Genomic DNA, 15,866 nt, shown 5'->3' on the forward strand with positions numbered 1-15,866 from the left:
GATGATGCCGACAGGTGGCGACGGTGGCTACCCTTATTCCGTATGCACCGCGCGCAGGGGTTGTCACATCTCGTAAAAACTATGGAACGAGGTCGCGCCCCGGGGGTTATATTAGGTCAACCTTGAACAGGAGGCAGCCATGAGAAAGCTCCTGCTTGCTTCGATTGTCGCCATCTCCGCAGCGGCGGCGATGATTGCCCCGGCGAATGCCGGCGGGCGCGTCGTGATCGGCATCGGTAATGGCTACTATGACGATTATTACAATGACGGATACCGCGACTACTACGGCGATCGCTACGCTCCTCGCCCCTACTATCAGTATGATACCTACGATAACGGCTTCAGATATCACAGATACCACAGGTACCACAGGCATCATCACCGCTGCCACATAGAGTTGGTCAAGCATTGGCGCCATCATCACAGGATCGTTGAGGAAGTCCGCGTTTGCGAGTGGTGATCCCGATAGCGTAAACCGGTCCGGCCGGCATTTGCCGGCCGGCCGCTTTTGCCTCTTAGCCGACCGCCGGCCTTATCGCGGCTTGCGCATCAGCATCATCCCGTAATGCACCGCCAGCAGATCCAGCCCGACCTTCAGCAGCTTCACCACCACATCGCGTCCCTCGCCGGTACGCTCGGCAAGCGCCTTCACCGACTGGCCTTCGAGGCAGATGTTGCGGACGGCGTCGGCCAGTTCCCAATGCGCCAATGCGGCACTGGCGCCGGCATGGGCGCGGCCGGCATTGAGCACGCGGTCGGGAATGCCGCCATTGATGCGCCCGCCGTCGACGCGCTCTTCCCACGGCATCGGCCGCAGCCCCTCGCGTGAGGCGCGCTCGAAATCATCGCGAAAGCGCTGGCCTGCCTCGCGCTGCTGGCGCGTCAGCGAGGTGATGCCGACAAGCGGATCGACATTGCGCAGCCGCACGACACCACCGGTCGCGGTGTAACCGCCATTGGAAACCTCGTAGACGCGCCGCGCCTCCTCGGTACCGACGCTGAGCCGCTTGCGGCCGAATCGATCATCCTTCAGCGCGAAATCATGGCCGATCTCGCGACGAATGCGCACCTGCTCGGCCTCGTCTTTGGGCAGTTTTGGCGGCTTTGCTTTCTGCGCGGTCTTTTTGCTCATCGAATGATCCTTGTGGGGTGGATTGTTGAGCTGGAAAGGTTGGCGTTCCTTCGCGCCCCCCTCTGTCCTGCCGGGCATCTCCCCCACGAGGGGGGAGATTGGCAGTTTCCGCGGCGGCGCCTTTTTGCAACGTTGGCGATTAGCGAAAGCGGCAGCGACATCCGATCTCCCCCCAAGTGGGGGAGATGTCCGGCAGGACAGAGGGGGGCGCTGACCCGCCGGCCTTTCGATCATTGGTGGAGTCATCCCTCTCCCGCTTAGCGGGGGCGAGGAACCGAGCCCAGCCGGTCACACCACCTCCACCACAGGCCGGTGGAAGCGCGCCTGGTGGTAGGCGCAGTAGCTTTTCAGCGCCCTTGTGCGCAGGCCGCAGCACAGCATCTCCGGTCCCGGCCGGCTGCCTGGCTCATCGTTTTCGGGGTCCTCCTCCAGCGTCAGGTCGAGCGGCGCGCGGCAGCGGTTGAACAGGCAGTCGATGAAGCGCATGGCGGCGACATGCGGCTGGCGCCCGATGGCGGCAGGGCGGGGCGCCGGGATGTTGAAGCGGTAGATCTCGCCATCCACCACCAGCCGCCCCTCGCCCGGGATCGAACGCGCCGGCTGGGCTGGTGACAAAGGCTTGGCCAGTGGCTGACGGGCCGGTTTGGCGGCCGGCCTGACCGGTTCGAGCTGCGTTGAAACCTCGGCGTGCCTTGCGAGCTTGCTCGGCGGATTCTTCGCGGCCGTGTCATGGGCTACATTTTCATTGGCCGCGAGTGGTCTTGCTGCGCTCTTCCCCGTCGCATTCTTCCTGGGCCGGCCGCCGGACCGGCCGCCCTTGGGATTAGCAAAACCGATGGTCTTCAGCGCGCTGTTGCGGTGGACGATGCCGATGATGGCGTTGCGCGAGACCGGGCTGCCGCGCAGCGCCGTGAAGCGGACGGCGATACGGGTGGCCGACAGGCCATCCCTGAGCCAGACGGCAATCTCCTGCAATTCGGTCTCGGTATAGGCAGTCATGTCGGATCCATTGATTTGCGCGCAAAGGCAGGCGCTCAGCCTGAGGGCCAAGGCAAAGGTTCAGAACGTCGGGTTTGGTGTCGTCAGGCGGTGCTGGCGGCCGGCAGGGAGCCAGCGAGATGCCGCAATGCAGCTTCCGCTGCCGCTTTGGTGAGGGCGGAAACCGCCCTCCCCGTCAGCCGGTCAAACAGGATGACAGTGCCGTCTTCCGTGCGGATACAGGAGATGCCCTGCCCGCCGGAAGCAGCCCTTGGCGCACCGGCGGCGCCATCAGGCAAAAAGGTGGCCGGAGCCGAGAGAGGAGCGGCTCCGGCCGTTCCGATCGACAGGGGGAGGCCGACCGGATCCGGGGCAAAAGCCCCGGTTGGCGTCCGAACCGGGGAGGAGGACGGCCCGGACGATTGGAGAAAGCTGACGATGCCTGCGGAAACGCTTGCGGTTCGTTTGATCATGCGCTAAGCGTACGATATGTACGAAACGTACGCAAGCGAAATCGTACGTATTGGACGATAAATTTCAGGCAATTTGTACGATGCAGGAACCGAGGCACAGATTGCAGCAGGCACGGGCGGAGGCGGGTTATGCCTCGCCGAGCGACGCCGCGCGGGCATTGCGCGACATCAACAAGAACACGCTGATCAGCCACGAGAACGGCAACCGGCCGCTGTCGCGCAAGGCGGCGGAGAAATATGGCCGCCTGTTCGGCGTCGACCCCGGCTGGCTCTTGTTCAATGGCGAGAGCAGCAGCCATTCGGGCGGCCATTTCGGTTTTGACGAGGCGGGCCGGCAGATCCCGATGCCGTCGCTGGCCACGGTCGACGTGCCCATTGTCTCGTGGATCAGCGCCGGCGAACTCGGCAGCCAGGACATGGTGGTCAATCTCAGCGATTATCCGACCATCCCCACCACCGATCTCGAGCAGGGCCAGTGGATTGCGCTGCGCGTCGACGGTCCGTCGATGAACAAGATCTCGCCGCCGGATTCGATCATCTTCGTCAATCTGCGCGACAAGCGGCTGGTGACCAATGGCTGCTACGTCATTTCGGACGAAAGCGGCCAAGCCACCTACAAGCGCTATCGCCCCAACGAGAACCCGCCCTTCCAGCCGGCCTCCTACATGGACATCCCGCCGCCGGCCCTGGAAGGCGCCATCACCATCATCGGCCGGGTGAAGCGCTCGATGATCGATATGTGAGGGGCTACAGCCGCGGCACCGCTTTGCCTTCGGCCTCGAAATCTGAACGTTGCTCTTTCTCGACGCCGCAATTTCTGCTTGCATGGCAAGCAGCCGTCGGTGTCGGCCGAGGTCAATGGTTTTCGGGGGGAGAACCGGCGAAATGACGAACCGGGAAGGCGTGGGCGAAAGCCGGCTGATACGGCTGGTGCGAAAATGGCGCCTGCCGCTGTTGCTGCTGCTGACCGGCCTCGTCGCGGTGGACGTCCGCGGCGCGATGTGGATCGCCGCCAATCTCACCTATGCGGCCTGCATCGGCAATGCGGCCAACCCCAGCCGGCGGATCGAAGCCTGCACGCAAATCATTGATAACCAGGCCGACGCTCCTGACAGGCGTGCGACAGCCTACTTCAAGCGCGCCTACGCCTGGTCCATGGAAGGTGATCTCGACCGCGCCATCGCCGATAGCGACCAGGCGATAGGCCTCAATCCTGAATACGCATCTGCTTACTACAACCGAGGCTACGACTGGGCCACGAAAGGCGATTACGACCGGGCCATTGCCGATTATGGTCAGGCGATCGCCTTCGACCCGAAAAGCAGCGCTGCTTACAACAACCGAGGCCTTGCCTGGTCGTACAAGGGCGACAATGACCGGGCCATCGCGGATTACAACCTGGCGATCATCGCCGATCCCAAGAACGCATCCGCATACCTCAACCGGGGCGGCGCGTGGGCGGCGGAGGGCGCCTTCGATCACGCCATCGCCGACTACAACCGGGCCATTGCCCTCGATCCGACACTCATCGGGGTCTATGAAAACCGTGGCCTGAGCTGGGGCGGCAAAGGCGACTACAACCGCGCCATCGCCGATTTCAACGTGGCTATCGGCCTCGATCCGAAACGCGCCTACGCCTACTACGGCCGGGGTCTAGCCTGGTCAAACAAGGGCGACGACGACCGCGCCATCGCCGACTACGACAAGGCCGTGGACCTCGACCCGAAGTTGGCCGATGCCTACTACGCGCTGGGCCTCGCCTGGGCGCACAAGGGCGACCACGACCAGGCCATCGTCGACTACGACCAGGCAATCGCGCTCAATCAGAAATCCGCCGATTTCTACAACGCCCGAAGCGCCTCCTGGAAGGCGAAGGGGAACCGCGAACGCGCCGAGGCCGACCGGAAGACGGCGGCAAGCCTCGGCGGGAAGTAGGTTGCCAGAAAGGAAGGTCGCGTTCCTTCGCACCCCCCTCTGGCCTACCGGCCATCTCCCCCGCAAGGGGGGAGATCAGCAGTTCGAGCCCTTACGCCAGAAACTCGTTCGTGAAATACGCTCCAAAATCCGGTCGCTCCTTCAGCGCCTTGCCGTCGGCGTCGAGCAATATGCCGGCGTTGAAGAGGTAATCTCCCATCGCCTCGACCTTGGCCTTGTCAATGGTGCCGATGACGCCGGCCTCGCTCTTGAGGAAGTGCCCGTCGACCAGCATCTTCAGCGAGGCGTGGATCAGGGCCGGGTCGGTCAGAGCGTCCTTGTTGGAAGCGATCAGCAGGTCGCCAGCATCTTGGGGATGATCGACGGCAAACTGATAGCCGCGCCGCGTAGCCTCGACGAAGGCCGACGCCGCTTTCGGGTTTGCCTGGAGATAGGCATCGCTGGAGGCGATGACAGTGGTGTGCTCGTCCGGCACACCATAATCGGCGTAGCGGAAGCCGCGCTGCCTGATACCCTTCAACTCGGCATCGACGCCTTCCCAGGTCGAGACTTCCAGCGTGAAGTCGACCGAGCCGTTGGCCAGCGCCTCATAGGCCGAGGTGCCGAGCGTCACCGTCTCGAAACTGCCCCTGCCGCCATCGTGGCGGATAATGGTCGAGATCAGCGTGTTTTCCCAGGCGCTGCCGAAGCCGCCATAGGTCAGGCCGTCGAGATTCTTCGGGCTCTTGATCTCGCCGCGATCCGCGTTGAAGACCAGCCGGCCGGTCTCCTGCTGCACCACGGCGTAGACCGCCTTGAGGTCGGCGCCGGCGGCGCGCTGGGTGAACAGGCCAACGCCGGCAATGCCGAAATCGGCGATGCGGTTGGCGACCAGCGTGCCGGCGCCGGTATCGCCATAAGGCAGGATGTCGACGATGAGTCCGGCCTCGTCGTAAAAGCCTTTGTCGCGGGCAACGAACAGGCCGATGTGGTTGGTGTTGACCGTCCAGTCGAGCGCGACGGTGGCTTTTTGCGCGGCAGCTTGAGCGCGCGAGGCCAGCGGCAGTCCGGCAGCCAGCGTCAACAGCAGCGCTTGCCGGCGGGTGAATTCGGTCATGATGATCTCCTTTGAGCGGTTTGCGGGAACGAGGCTCGGTCAGCCCCGGGATTGAGCAGCGTGTCGAGGATTTCGGCTTCAAGCACAGCGGCCTGGCGCGCGGCATCGCCGCCGGCGGCGCGCGGGCGCGGCAGCGGCACGGCGATCTCGCTGATGATGCGGGCCGGCCGCGCCGACAGGAGGTAGATGCGGTCCGACAGGTACACCGCTTCACGCACGTCATGGGTGATCAGCAGCGCCGTCCAGCGATGACGCCGCCACATGCCTTCCAGCCAGCGCTGCATGGCCGCGCGTGTCAGCGCATCCAGCGCGCCGAAGGGCTCGTCGAGCAGCAGCATGTCGCGTTGCTGCACCACGGTGCGCAAAAGCGCGGCGCGCTGGCGCATGCCGCCGGAGAGTTCTGCCGGCCAGGCGCGCTCGAAACCGGCCAGGCCGAAATCAGCGAACAGCGGCGCGACTTGCTCGCGCGCCTCGCGGCGCTTCATGCCCTGCACCTCCAGCCCCAGCGTCACATTGTCGATGACGCGCCGCCACGGCATCAGCGCGTCGCGCTGCGGCATGAAGGCGAAATGGCGGCCATGGTTGTCGAGTGGCGCACCATCGAAGCGCATGTCGCCCTCGCCTTTCAGCGCACCGGTGAGCAGTTGGAACAGTGTCGACTTGCCGGCGCCGGAGGGCCCGAGAATGGAGACGAACTCGCCGGCCGCGACATGAAGCGAAATGCCGGCAAGCACCTCCAGCGCGCCGAAGCTTTTGCTGATATCGCGGAGTTCGAGCCGTGTCATTGGGAGCTCTCTCCCGAAGCCTTGCCGTCACGGCTCTCGCTCCCTGCATGTTCCCAAGGCATGGCGAGACGCTGGATGAGCACAGCGAGGCCGAACAATGCAAGCGTGAGCGCCGCGCTGACGGCGACCGCGGCGAGCACCAGATCGGGGCGGAAATTGTTCTTGGCGTTGAGCATGTAGATGCCCAGCCCTTTCGCCGCGCCGGCATATTCGGCGAAGATCGCGCCGACCACGGCATAGGTGATGGAGATGCGCAGCCCGGCGAAGAAATAGGGCAGCGCCGAAGGCAGCCGCGTCAGCCAGAAGATGCGCCAGCGCCCTGCCCCCATGGCGGCGAGCATCTGGGCAATCTCCTTGCTCGTTGCAGCGTAGCCTTCGACCAGCGCCACCATCATCGGGAAGAAAGTGACCAGTGCGACGAGCAGGATTTTCGGCATCAGCCCGAAGCCGAACCACAGCACGATGAGCGGCGCGATGGCGACCAGCGGCAAGGTCTGGCTGACGATCAGCAGCGGGAAGAGCGCTCGGCGCAGCGGGGCCAGAAAATCCACCAGCGCCGAAAGCACGAAGGCGGCAATCAACGAGCAGGCGAAGCCCGCTGATGTGGCGCGGATGGTGGGAAGCGTGTTGTCGGCAAGGGCGCCGCGGTTTTCCCAGGCCTGCAGCAGCACGCGCGACGGCGCCGGCAGCATGCCCGGCAGCATGCCATGCGTGACGCCGCCATAGCGGGCGTAGAGCTCCCAGGCCGCAAGGAGCAGGGCGAAGGAGATGGCTGCGGGGATGGCCTTGGCGATGGCGGCGGCTGATCTCCCCCCTTGAGGGGGAGATGTCGCCGAAGGCGACAGAGGGGGTCGTCTCGCATAGAGCGCCCACGCCCTACCGACGCGAAGAGGACGTCGGCGCTCCACGCGCTCGGACCCCCTCTGGCCTGCCGGCCATCTCCCCCTCGAGGGGGGAGATTCGCTGGCATCGCGGCCTTCGTCAATCGCAGAAGATTCCACTCCGCCTCGCTGATCAGAAGCGGAGGCATCTCCCCCACGCAATGGGTTGGACAAAACAGCCACGACAATTTCCCTCAACGGCGCGCGCAAAGACGCGGCTCAGACGGCGCTCGGGCTGTTCGCCGAAATCGTGATGTCGAGGGTGACGTGGCCGGCGCCCGGGCCGAAGCGGCAGAAGGCCTCAGTGAGCGTTGCAAACACCGCGCCGGCATCGCCACACAGTTTGGTGCAGAAGTTCTTCGAGCGTTCAAAGACGCCGGACTGCTTCAGGAAATCGATGCAGCCATAGATCTCGTCCATATGGTCGCCCGTGCCCATCACATAGAGCGAGAACTGCGCTGCCACCGGCTGGTCGGTCGATGGCGTAGCCTGGACGGCGCGGATCGCGGCGAGCTTGCGCTCGTCCAGCGCAATGGCGGGTCCGCCGGTCTCGTCGGAGCGGCAGATCGGATCGTCGGGCTCACCTGGACAGCCACGCGAAACCGCAGCCGAAAGCACGCAGTGCTTGCCGCTTTTGGCGGCCGCCACGAACAGGTCGCGCATGGCTGGAAACAACACCTCGGGCGGCCCGACCAGAAGCGTCGAGATGTCGTCGGTCTCGATCCGCAGCCGGTCGCGCCAGGGATCGAGCGCGCCGAGCGCGCCAAGGATGACGCCGACGAAATCGTCGGTCATGGGATAAAGGGAAATCTGTGCACCGGAAAACATCGCCCGCCTCGCTCCGCTGGTATTATCCAGATCAGCTTTAGGGTCCGAAGGCTTGCCGCCCTCATCTCAGCCCCGACCATACGGAGCACCCCTGTGGATGGGCGGGTTAAAGCACTGTTCGAGGCATTGGGGAAGAGTATTTTTCGACTGTCATCGCGAAGTGTGTTGGGCCAGGTTTCTTGGCTTCAGGAAAATCCGCATCATTTCGAAAGTTGAATTCGTTCAAATTGTACGCGTCATCCTTGACGAAATATCGTACATAAAGTACGATATTTCCTTTCAACAAGGGGAATTCCGTGAGCACAGCGAACCATGGCGCCTTCGCCGACCTCTCCCGCCCGCTGTTGTCACTTCCGCTGCTGCCGCCCCTGTCGCTTGACCAGCGCGAACGCGTTGCCGGAGCATGGCGAATGGCCAGCCAGGACATCGCCGACGATATTCGTTTCATCCGCCAATATTTGAAAGTGATTGCCGAGAAGGACGAGAGGCTGTCGACCGGCACGCTCGTTCACAGCCGCGCCTATGTCGAAGCCTGCGCCGGCTGGCTGCCGCAGACGGTGGCGCGCTATCTGCGCCACCTGCGCCAGATCACCGAATGCGAACTGGTCATGACAGCTGCCGGTATCCGCTTTGCCCTGTCGAGTTATGCCTGGGAGGCATAGGGTATAACGCGATCTTCATGCACAATGAATTGCGCTCCCCGTTGGGGGCGCAATTCGTCGGACCCGGGTGCGCCGAACGGCGACATCCAGAACGAGGCCGCCCGGGCGAATTCTGCCCTTGCCTATTTCGACTTGGCTTTGCCGGACTTTGCGGCCGCCGGCTTTGCAGCCTTGGGCTTGGCGTCGGCCTTGACGGGCTTCGCAGCAGCCTTCTTCGCCGCCTTCTTCGGTTTGGCGGCCGCACCATCTATTTCGGCCGTGGCCTGTTCCCAGTGCTCCTGATGCGCGCCTTCTGGTCGGCCGGCCTGTTCCCAAATCTCATGTGCCCGCTGGCGAATGCGGTCCTGTCTGTCGTCCGTCACTTAAGCCTCCGTGGTTGGGTCCGATCGGTTGGGTCCAGATTCCACGAAAACATTAGCCGAAATTTGAGCCGGCGTCTTGAGTGTGCTTTCAATGCGGATCGGAAACGATCGCAACACCGAGCAGCGCCGCTTTCTTGGTGATCAGCCCGGCGAGGTCGGCATCCGACCGATCCGTGCCGGTGCGCTCCCGCAGCAGCTCAATCGCTTCCCTCATCGACAACAGCGCGGTGCTGCGCTCAGCCAACAGCTTGTCGCAACACGCCGCCACGTTGGTCTCGACATGCGGCAACATGGGGTAATGCTCCTTTCATCATTCGGCCCTGCCGCCCCTTTTGGGATGAACGACAGGGCCGTATTGGTGGTTCGGTCAGTTATGGTCAGCGCTATTCGACCACCTCAACGATCCTGCGCGTGCTGGGATCGACCAACACTGTATGGTTGTCGACCACAGCATATCTGTACTGAACGTCAGGAACCTCCTGCAGTTCGACAGTGTCGGGCAAGGCGGAGCCGACATTCAACTCAACGCCGAGAAGACTAACCGAGGCCAGCGGATGTTTTTTTACGTATTGGTGCACGACCGTGCGCTGTTCAGGGGTGATGATCACCTGCTGCTGCGCCGGCTGCGTGACAATGACCTCGTCGGCCACGGCAACACCGAGACCTGCCATCATGGCGAGCCCGGCGACTGCTGGAATAAGGACGGTTTTCATCTTCGTCTCCTGTCGTTGTTGCGAGCTCCGCCGAGCTCCCGCACGAAGCGAAAACATTACGGATCAAATTGGCGGGCTCCTGGAGGCAAACGCCTCCGGTACGGTCTAGTTCCGTAAGTGGAGACTAATTGATTGGTCCCATCCGCTATTGCTGCTGGAACCGCACAGGCATGATTCGCATTGAAGGATGATCCTCAGGAGATCTTCGAAATGGACGATATGCCGCTGCAAAATCCGGTGGCAATTGCCGTCGGCGCCGGCTTCCGACGCGACATCACGACGCTGGCCGAGATGCAGAATTTTCTTCAGGAATGGCCGCACGCCAGGCGCGGCAAGATTTACGAAACGGCGCTGAGGGCCTGCGAAATGGCAAGGGCTGGACACGTGACCAAAGACCAGGCGCGGCAGGCTTTCACAGCCTTTACGGAGACGGCCGGCATTGCCTGGACCGGCATTGATCCGGTGACCGCGCTGCGCCTGGCCAAGGCTGGAATTGGCCGGCCCCGGTCCACACTGTAGAGACCTCAAGCGAGATCATTGTTTCGGTGGCTGCACAGGCACCTCGCCGGGCTTGATCACCGGTGTTTTGCCCTGGTCCGGCGGTGGCTGCGTCATGCCCTGGTCACCGCTGGGCGGCGGCTGCAGCACGCCGCCGCAAGAACCAAGATTGGCGGTCGAATTGCCATTGCCGTCATCGGCCAGGGGCGGCTGCTGGCCGCCATCCTGGGGCTGGGCCTGGCAAGGCACGGGAGGAGTGCCCTCGCCGCTGTCTTGCGCGGCGGCAGGGCCGGCAAGTGCCAGCAGCGCACACGGCAAGAAAACAAAGATCTTCATTGTCCGGTCTCCGTCTGGAATCGTCTTCTTTTGGCAAATGCAGCCCAGCGGCAATTGGTTCCCCAAGTGGTTCCCCCACTGGTTCCTAAGTGGTCCCCAAGCAAGCTGGACCGGTTTCGGGGAACCTGCCTGCCGGCGGCGAGTTCCACCTACTCGATGCAAGCACTGACCAAGGAGAAAATCATGGACCCGCGTAGAAAACCAAGCGACGAAGTGGAAGCCCCGACGCCGCGCCAGCAGGACTGGGATGCGTTGCGTGGCGCAAGGATCCTGCCCGACGGGGCAGATGAAGAAAGCCTGCCGGACACCGGTGTCGAGAAGGAAGGCGACCTGCCCGAGGAAGACGACGACAACCCCTATCAGGACAGTGACGATGCCTTGCCCGACGATGCCGAGGAAGCCGCCATTGGTCGCGACCCCGCGCGGCGCGGTGGCCCTTTCGACGAAGTGTGAGGCTCGAAGCAATTCGCGCCGGACTTTCGTGGCGTTTTACCGGAACTCTTCGTCTGTTCGCTGGTTAGGAAATTGTCCAACCCAGAGGAGACCGGTCATGGATCACACCAATCACGCACGACTCGCCAGCACGGAACTGACGCCCGACATACTCGAAGGCGCGACCATCTATGGCCCTGAGGACGAGAAGATCGGTTCTGTCGATCATCTGCATGGCAGTCAGGTTGTCATCGACGTCGGCGGCTTTCTTGGCATCGGCGCCAAGCCGGTGGCGGTCACCACCAGCCAGCTTGATTTCATGCGCGACGAGGATGGCGACGTCCACGCCGTCACCAGCTGGACCAAGGATCAGCTCAAGGCGATGCCGGAGCATCGCGACTGATACGCCGGCGCGCCCTGGCGGCTTGGCTTCTGCGGCGCCCTGGTGACCAGGGAGAGACCGATGATCAGAAAACTCAAATCAGGAAAATACCGCCTCTATTCGCGCAAGGTCGATGAAAAGACCGGACGGCGACGCAACCTCGGCACCTTCGACAGCCGTGAGGCGGCCGAGAAACACGAACGCGAAGTACAGTATTTCAAGCGCCATTGAGATCGCTCCCCGAGCTCTTCACAGCGCGCACAGGCAATCGCCCGACGCTGAGCGTGTGCTGCGTACACGCTCCGACGGCGACCTGCGCGCCGGCGCCGGGCAACGTCGGCGCTTGAGAGCCGACGGGCGCGCGACCGGACCTTCAGTTCGATGCGGAATCGCCCAGCGCCTCGGTGACGAAGGACGCCGCCATCAGGTCGTCGGCATCGATGCGTAGGGACCCTTCGCTACCCCCCATGATGGCAGCGACCTTCTGGAAGGCCTGCATCTCGTATTCGGTAATCCTGGCGTTTCGCATCCTGGCTTTCAGATCGGCAATGCGTCTGCCCAATGAGGCGGACGTTCCGATTTCTCTTTTCGACATTGTATCGTGCTCCAACCCATGCTTGATTTTGCCCTCTGCCCGTCTGCCCCTCGCCGGCTTCGCTTGCTCCACGCCTGTATATGAGGCAGAGCGAATACCCACGCCGCAACGCGCTATCCAATGGAAGGTTCCGGCGCCAAACGGTCACAAAGTAATTCGCACCGGGCCTGGAAACCGCCGACGGCCAGGAGCCGGAGGCGGGCGCCGACAGGCGCCGCAACCATCGGCTGCAGACGGCCCGGGCACCGGCCCGGCCGCCAAGTGCTCCGCACGCCTGAAAGTCTAGCGAGAGGGCGACGGCACGCCTGAGACCGAGCGCGCCGTTTCAGGCGAGAAAACCACGAAAGCAAAGATCAGAACGGCAGCGGCGACGATCAGCGAGCCTCCGGCAACGACGGGCTCAAGCGCCGGGTTTCCCTGCAACATCACGTAGAGGGCCGGCAGCATGATCACCACGCCAACCGTATAGAGCCAGTAGTGGACCATGGCGATGCGGCGTGCCGCCTTTTGCGGATTGAGCGCGTAGTAGCCGCCGAAGATGGCGCTGGTCACCCAGCCCAGCAGGTTGATGTGCGCATGCGCCGGAAAAGCGCTGTGCTCGCCGGAAATGGCCATCTGCAAGCCGGCCGCGATCCCCAATATGAGGAACACGATGGCGGTTTTGAAAAAGAGCTCTGAAACCTTAGGCATGTCGTTCTCCCCCGATGCCGTTACCCCGGCATTGCGAAGGCTACACTCGGGAGTGAAGATTTTCCATACCGTACTTGGGGTTAGTAACGGTTTTCCCTTGATATTGGCGCTCCCCCGTGCCGTCAAAAAAGCCGCCGGGGCGAACCCCGGCGGCTTGGTCATTCGACTGGCCGTTTTAGCCGCGATCGGCTTTACGGCGTTGCCGGAGGAGTCAGCGTGGCGGCCATCTGGTCGATCTTCTCGGCAAGCACGCCGTTGGCCCATTCGGTGACCTCGGGGTCGACCGGCTTGTTGGCCATATCGGCGAGTGCATCATCGAGCGACGGGATATTGGCAGCAGCGTCGGCCGCAGCCTCCTGCGCCTTCGCAGCCGCTTCTTCAGCATCCGTGACCGCAGCCTCCAGATCCGCCATCGTTGCGTCCTGGGCCGCCTGCTCCTCGGCCGTTGGCGGCGTATCCACATGCGCCGCATCGAAGGCCGCCTGCTGGGCGGCCACCGCCTCCTCAGCCGCCGTCACCGCCGCATTTGCCTCGTCAACCGCGGCTTGGGCGTTCTTGGCAACTGCCGACGCCGTCACATAAGCCTGAACGCCAGCGAACTTCTTGCTCTTGGAGTTCAAATAGGCGTTGATGTTGCGTTGCAGCGAGTTCAGCCGGCCAAGCTTGGCGTGGATGTTCTTTTCCTTGGGCGTCGCGGCGACTTCGACGTCATCGACAGCCTGGTCGTCGGTCGAGGCCTTCTTGCCGGCATGAGCCGATGCCGATTTGCCATGCGAGGCGCTGTTGCCGGATTTGCCGCTACTGCCGTTGCCGCCGCCATGGCCGTTGCCGCCGCCGTTGCCACCGCCATGGCCGTGACCACCACCGTTACCGTTACCACCAGCACCAGCCAGGGCCGGAGAGGCCAGGAGCGCAAACGCGGCAAGCGCCGCCAAAAGAGTTTTTCGGGATGTCATGATACCTCCTCGGGGGATAGCCCATCTCCGCCGACTCGCTATAGCAGCGCCGTATGAGAATTTGCTAATTCGATGGAGTAAACTTTAGATAAATGTGGTTGCGATGCGCGACAATCGGCTTGCAAAAGGCTGGAGACATTTTTGTAACTGATTGAAATGTAAGATAAATATGAAAATCACAGAGCGGATCAGCCCTTTGCGCGACTGACGCCCTATACTGATCAGACCTTAGGCCCTATTGGCTGTGATACTTAGGTCGCGACCAGCGGAGCCATGACCGTCGTGGCGTAACTTATCGAGCAGGCGTCGAATGCTAGATACGACATCACCGGGCAGCCACCAACGTGATGATCGAGCTTCCGGCAGAGCCGCCGAGGCCGCCCGGGGAGGACGACCCATTCAAGCGCCTTGCGGCATTTGAGCCTAGGGCATCAGCAAGATATCGGCGCCCGGCTGTTCGTCGAACAGCACCGCGCAGCCGCGTCCCAGCGCCACCGCCGACAGTGCGTTGGCGACTGCCTCGTCCGGCGACACGAAATCACCGGTCAGCACCCGCAACTCCTCCACGGCCTTGGCCATAGACACGCAGTGCCCGGCAACGCGATCGCTCGCGCAGGCGTCAACGACGCTGACGAGGTCGATCATTTCGAACTGGCCCATACCGGCCTCCACGAAACAATGTCCCATCGAGACAATGAACGCGGCGACGAGGGACAATGTTCCCAGCGCCCGGCGGAAGGCGGCTCAATCGACGGCCGGTTCTCCAGCGAATTCACTGGAGGTAGGCGCTCGCTTGACAGCGGACCCTGTTTGTTCTCTATTTGTTCGCTAAAACCACCCCTAGCAACAGACGCGGCTAATGCTGCAACGCCCAAAGGAACGGCCGGGATGGAAGCCACCATCCTGCATGCGGATCTCGATGCCTTCTATGCCTCGGTCGAGCAGCTGCTCGACCCGTCGCTCAGGGGCAAGCCGATTGCCGTCGGCGGCGGTGTCGTGCTGGCCGCATCCTACGAGGCCAGGGTTTTTGGCGTGCGCGGCGGGATGCCGGGGCGGCGCGCGCGGGAGCTTTGCCCGCAGTTGATCTTTGTCGGCGGAAATTTCGGCGAATACCAGAGGCTGGGCGACGCCGCGATCAAAGTGCTCGACGATTTCACGCCGCTGGTCGAGCGCATCTCGATCGACGAGGCCTTTGCCGATGTCGCCGGCTGCACGCATCTGTTCGGGTCGCCGGCCGAGATCGCCGCCAGGGTGCGGCGGCGTGTGCGGGCTGAACTCGGCCTGCCGATCTCGATCGGCGTGGCGCGCACCAAGCACCTGGCCAAGATCGCCTCGCAAGTGGCGAAACCCGACGGGCTGGTGGTGGTCGATCCGGCAACGGAGCTCGCCTTCCTGCACGACCTGCCGGTCGGGTTGATGTGGGGCGTCGGCCCGGCGACCAAAGCGCGGCTGGCCGAGATCGGCATCGAGACCATCGGCCAGTTGGCCAAGACCCACAGCGGCGCGTTGCGCCGGCTGCTCGGCCCCGCCGCCGGCGAGAAGCTGGCATCGCTGGCGTGGAACCGAGATCCGCGAAAACTCGAGACGCACCGGCGGGCGCATTCGGCCGGCGCGCAGTCGGCGCTCGGCAAGCGGCCGGCCGAGGCCCATGTGTTCGGACCTGTTCTTCTGCATCTGGCAGACCGGGTCGCCAGCCGGCTCAGGGCAAAATCGCGACCCGGCCGCACGGTGACGGTGCGGGTGCGTTTCGCCGATCTGCACGCGGTCACGCGCTCGGTGACGCTTGATCAGCCGGTTTCGGCGACCGCGATGCTGGCCGAAATCGCCGAGGAGCTGGTACGCGGCGTGCTGGCCGCCAACCCTCGGGAAAAGACCATCTCGCTGCTAGCGATCTCGGTGTCGCAGTTGGAAGACAGTGCCGAGCTGCAGCTCGAGCTACCGCTCGGCCTCGATGACGAGAAGCAGCGGCCCGGCAGCAAAAAGGGCCTGGCGCGCTTTGGCGCCGACCGTGCCATCGACAAGATCCGCCAGCGCTTTGGCAGAGAGGCGGTCGGCTATGGCGCGGTGGCGCTGGAGGCCCGGCGCTCGGTCCCCGACGCCTTCCGCGAACTGGCGGAAAAGGAGCTGTGAAA

The 15,866-nt window shown here is 63.4% G+C and carries 24 protein-coding genes and 1 riboswitch; of the genes, 9 read left to right on the forward strand and 15 right to left on the reverse strand.

Translation table 11 applies throughout. The features are described 5' to 3' along the window. Positions 1-139 precede the first annotated feature (139 nt). Positions 140-460 carry a hypothetical protein gene (locus tag AC1DXM_RS17530; RefSeq protein ID WP_477234624.1) on the forward strand — a complete coding sequence of 107 codons (321 nt, stop codon included), beginning with the start codon at positions 140-142 and terminating at the stop codon, positions 458-460. A gap of 72 nt (positions 461-532) precedes the next feature. Here the strand turns inward: AC1DXM_RS17530 and AC1DXM_RS17535 are convergent, their stop codons facing one another. The 3 genes from AC1DXM_RS17535 to AC1DXM_RS17545 form a co-directional block, all read right to left on the reverse strand. Continuing rightward, positions 533-1,132, reverse strand: coding sequence for a DUF6456 domain-containing protein (locus AC1DXM_RS17535; RefSeq protein WP_477234626.1), 600 nt, complete (start codon positions 1,130-1,132; stop codon positions 533-535). Between the two features lie 288 nt (positions 1,133-1,420). Continuing rightward, the gene (locus AC1DXM_RS17540) at positions 1,421-2,131 is read right to left on the reverse strand and encodes a GcrA cell cycle regulator (protein ID WP_477234628.1); all 711 of its coding nucleotides are present in this window, start codon (positions 2,129-2,131) and stop codon (positions 1,421-1,423) included. An 83-nt stretch (positions 2,132-2,214) separates the two neighbouring features. Further along, positions 2,215-2,583 (reverse strand): hypothetical protein, encoded by a 369-nt coding sequence (locus AC1DXM_RS17545; RefSeq protein WP_477234630.1) that lies wholly within the window; start codon positions 2,581-2,583, stop codon positions 2,215-2,217. 80 nt (positions 2,584-2,663) lie between these two features. Between AC1DXM_RS17545 and AC1DXM_RS17550 the strand changes: the two genes are divergently transcribed. Beyond that, the gene (locus AC1DXM_RS17550) at positions 2,664-3,326 is read left to right on the forward strand and encodes a LexA family transcriptional regulator (protein WP_477234632.1); all 663 of its coding nucleotides are present in this window, start codon (positions 2,664-2,666) and stop codon (positions 3,324-3,326) included. 142 nt (positions 3,327-3,468) lie between these two features. Next, the gene (locus tag AC1DXM_RS17555) at positions 3,469-4,518 is read left to right on the forward strand and encodes a tetratricopeptide repeat protein (protein WP_477234634.1); all 1,050 of its coding nucleotides are present in this window, start codon (positions 3,469-3,471) and stop codon (positions 4,516-4,518) included. A gap of 91 nt (positions 4,519-4,609) precedes the next feature. Here AC1DXM_RS17555 and AC1DXM_RS17560 read toward each other — a convergent pair whose 3' ends face one another. The 4 genes from AC1DXM_RS17560 to AC1DXM_RS17575 all read right to left on the reverse strand — a co-directional run bounded on the left by AC1DXM_RS17560 (position 4,610) and on the right by AC1DXM_RS17575 (position 8,108). Continuing rightward, positions 4,610-5,614, reverse strand: coding sequence for an ABC transporter substrate-binding protein (locus AC1DXM_RS17560; protein WP_477234636.1), 1,005 nt, complete (start codon positions 5,612-5,614; stop codon positions 4,610-4,612). After that, on the reverse strand, positions 5,611-6,399 hold the full coding sequence (locus AC1DXM_RS17565; protein ID WP_477234638.1) for an ABC transporter ATP-binding protein: 789 nt from the start codon (positions 6,397-6,399) through the stop codon (positions 5,611-5,613). The genes AC1DXM_RS17560 and AC1DXM_RS17565 overlap by 4 nt, the downstream gene beginning before the upstream one ends. Next, positions 6,396-7,244, reverse strand: coding sequence for an ABC transporter permease (locus AC1DXM_RS17570; RefSeq protein WP_477235028.1), 849 nt, complete (start codon positions 7,242-7,244; stop codon positions 6,396-6,398). The genes AC1DXM_RS17565 and AC1DXM_RS17570 overlap by 4 nt, the downstream gene beginning before the upstream one ends. A 255-nt stretch (positions 7,245-7,499) precedes the next feature. Beyond that, positions 7,500-8,108 carry a YkoF family thiamine/hydroxymethylpyrimidine-binding protein gene (locus AC1DXM_RS17575; RefSeq protein ID WP_477234640.1) on the reverse strand — a complete coding sequence of 203 codons (609 nt, stop codon included), beginning with the start codon at positions 8,106-8,108 and terminating at the stop codon, positions 7,500-7,502. Then, a riboswitch (TPP riboswitch) is annotated at positions 8,099-8,211 on the reverse strand. Its footprint overlaps the gene before it by 10 nt. 193 nt (positions 8,212-8,404) lie before the next feature. On the opposite strand from AC1DXM_RS17575, the gene AC1DXM_RS17580 reads away from it, so the two are divergent. Beyond that, a complete protein-coding gene (locus tag AC1DXM_RS17580) occupies positions 8,405-8,770 on the forward strand; it encodes a hypothetical protein (protein WP_192248771.1) in 366 nt (121 codons plus the stop codon). Between the two features lie 122 nt (positions 8,771-8,892). On the opposite strand, the gene AC1DXM_RS17585 is transcribed toward AC1DXM_RS17580, so the two are convergent. From AC1DXM_RS17585 to AC1DXM_RS17595, 3 genes are all read right to left on the reverse strand, one after another. Next, positions 8,893-9,132, reverse strand: a complete 240-nt coding sequence (locus AC1DXM_RS17585; protein WP_477234642.1) for a DUF2934 domain-containing protein — start codon at positions 9,130-9,132, stop codon at positions 8,893-8,895. Positions 9,133-9,220: 88 nt separating this feature from the next. Further along, complete coding sequence (locus AC1DXM_RS17590; RefSeq protein ID WP_477234644.1) at positions 9,221-9,424, reverse strand: hypothetical protein; 204 nt, start codon at positions 9,422-9,424, stop codon at positions 9,221-9,223. 91 nt (positions 9,425-9,515) lie between these two features. Then, the gene (locus AC1DXM_RS17595) at positions 9,516-9,845 is read right to left on the reverse strand and encodes a DUF1236 domain-containing protein (protein WP_477234646.1); all 330 of its coding nucleotides are present in this window, start codon (positions 9,843-9,845) and stop codon (positions 9,516-9,518) included. A gap of 210 nt (positions 9,846-10,055) precedes the next feature. Between AC1DXM_RS17595 and AC1DXM_RS17600 the strand changes: the two genes are divergently transcribed. Beyond that, a complete protein-coding gene (locus AC1DXM_RS17600) occupies positions 10,056-10,364 on the forward strand; it encodes a DUF982 domain-containing protein (RefSeq protein ID WP_477234648.1) in 309 nt (102 codons plus the stop codon). Between the two features lie 15 nt (positions 10,365-10,379). On the opposite strand, the gene AC1DXM_RS17605 is transcribed toward AC1DXM_RS17600, so the two are convergent. Continuing rightward, on the reverse strand, positions 10,380-10,679 hold the full coding sequence (locus AC1DXM_RS17605; RefSeq protein WP_477234650.1) for a hypothetical protein: 300 nt from the start codon (positions 10,677-10,679) through the stop codon (positions 10,380-10,382). 183 nt (positions 10,680-10,862) lie between these two features. Here AC1DXM_RS17605 and AC1DXM_RS17610 point away from each other — a divergent pair, with 183 nt between their 5' ends. The 3 genes from AC1DXM_RS17610 to AC1DXM_RS17620 all read left to right on the forward strand — a co-directional run bounded on the left by AC1DXM_RS17610 (position 10,863) and on the right by AC1DXM_RS17620 (position 11,724). Next, complete coding sequence (locus AC1DXM_RS17610) at positions 10,863-11,132, forward strand: hypothetical protein (protein WP_477234652.1); 270 nt, start codon at positions 10,863-10,865, stop codon at positions 11,130-11,132. A 97-nt stretch (positions 11,133-11,229) separates the two neighbouring features. Beyond that, on the forward strand, positions 11,230-11,514 hold the full coding sequence (locus AC1DXM_RS17615) for a PRC-barrel domain containing protein (RefSeq protein ID WP_477234654.1): 285 nt from the start codon (positions 11,230-11,232) through the stop codon (positions 11,512-11,514). A gap of 60 nt (positions 11,515-11,574) precedes the next feature. Beyond that, on the forward strand, positions 11,575-11,724 hold the full coding sequence (locus tag AC1DXM_RS17620; RefSeq protein ID WP_142870100.1) for a hypothetical protein: 150 nt from the start codon (positions 11,575-11,577) through the stop codon (positions 11,722-11,724). A 142-nt stretch (positions 11,725-11,866) separates the two neighbouring features. On the opposite strand, the gene AC1DXM_RS17625 is transcribed toward AC1DXM_RS17620, so the two are convergent. The 4 genes from AC1DXM_RS17625 to AC1DXM_RS17640 all read right to left on the reverse strand — a co-directional run bounded on the left by AC1DXM_RS17625 (position 11,867) and on the right by AC1DXM_RS17640 (position 14,394). Beyond that, positions 11,867-12,088 carry a hypothetical protein gene (locus tag AC1DXM_RS17625; protein ID WP_477234656.1) on the reverse strand — a complete coding sequence of 74 codons (222 nt, stop codon included), beginning with the start codon at positions 12,086-12,088 and terminating at the stop codon, positions 11,867-11,869. A gap of 282 nt (positions 12,089-12,370) precedes the next feature. Next, positions 12,371-12,778, reverse strand: coding sequence for a hypothetical protein (locus AC1DXM_RS17630; protein WP_477235030.1), 408 nt, complete (start codon positions 12,776-12,778; stop codon positions 12,371-12,373). A gap of 191 nt (positions 12,779-12,969) precedes the next feature. After that, a complete protein-coding gene (locus tag AC1DXM_RS17635) occupies positions 12,970-13,734 on the reverse strand; it encodes a hypothetical protein (protein WP_477234658.1) in 765 nt (254 codons plus the stop codon). A gap of 423 nt (positions 13,735-14,157) precedes the next feature. Then, positions 14,158-14,394, reverse strand: a complete 237-nt coding sequence (locus AC1DXM_RS17640; RefSeq protein ID WP_477234660.1) for a hypothetical protein — start codon at positions 14,392-14,394, stop codon at positions 14,158-14,160. Positions 14,395-14,622: 228 nt separating this feature from the next. Here AC1DXM_RS17640 and dinB point away from each other — a divergent pair, with 228 nt between their 5' ends. Then, entirely contained in the window at positions 14,623-15,864 is a 1,242-nt protein-coding gene (dinB, locus tag AC1DXM_RS17645; RefSeq protein WP_477234662.1) for a DNA polymerase IV, read from the forward strand. The last annotated feature ends 2 nt before the right edge of the window (positions 15,865-15,866 follow it).

This window comes from Mesorhizobium sp. P3_A2 (assembly GCF_056403115.1).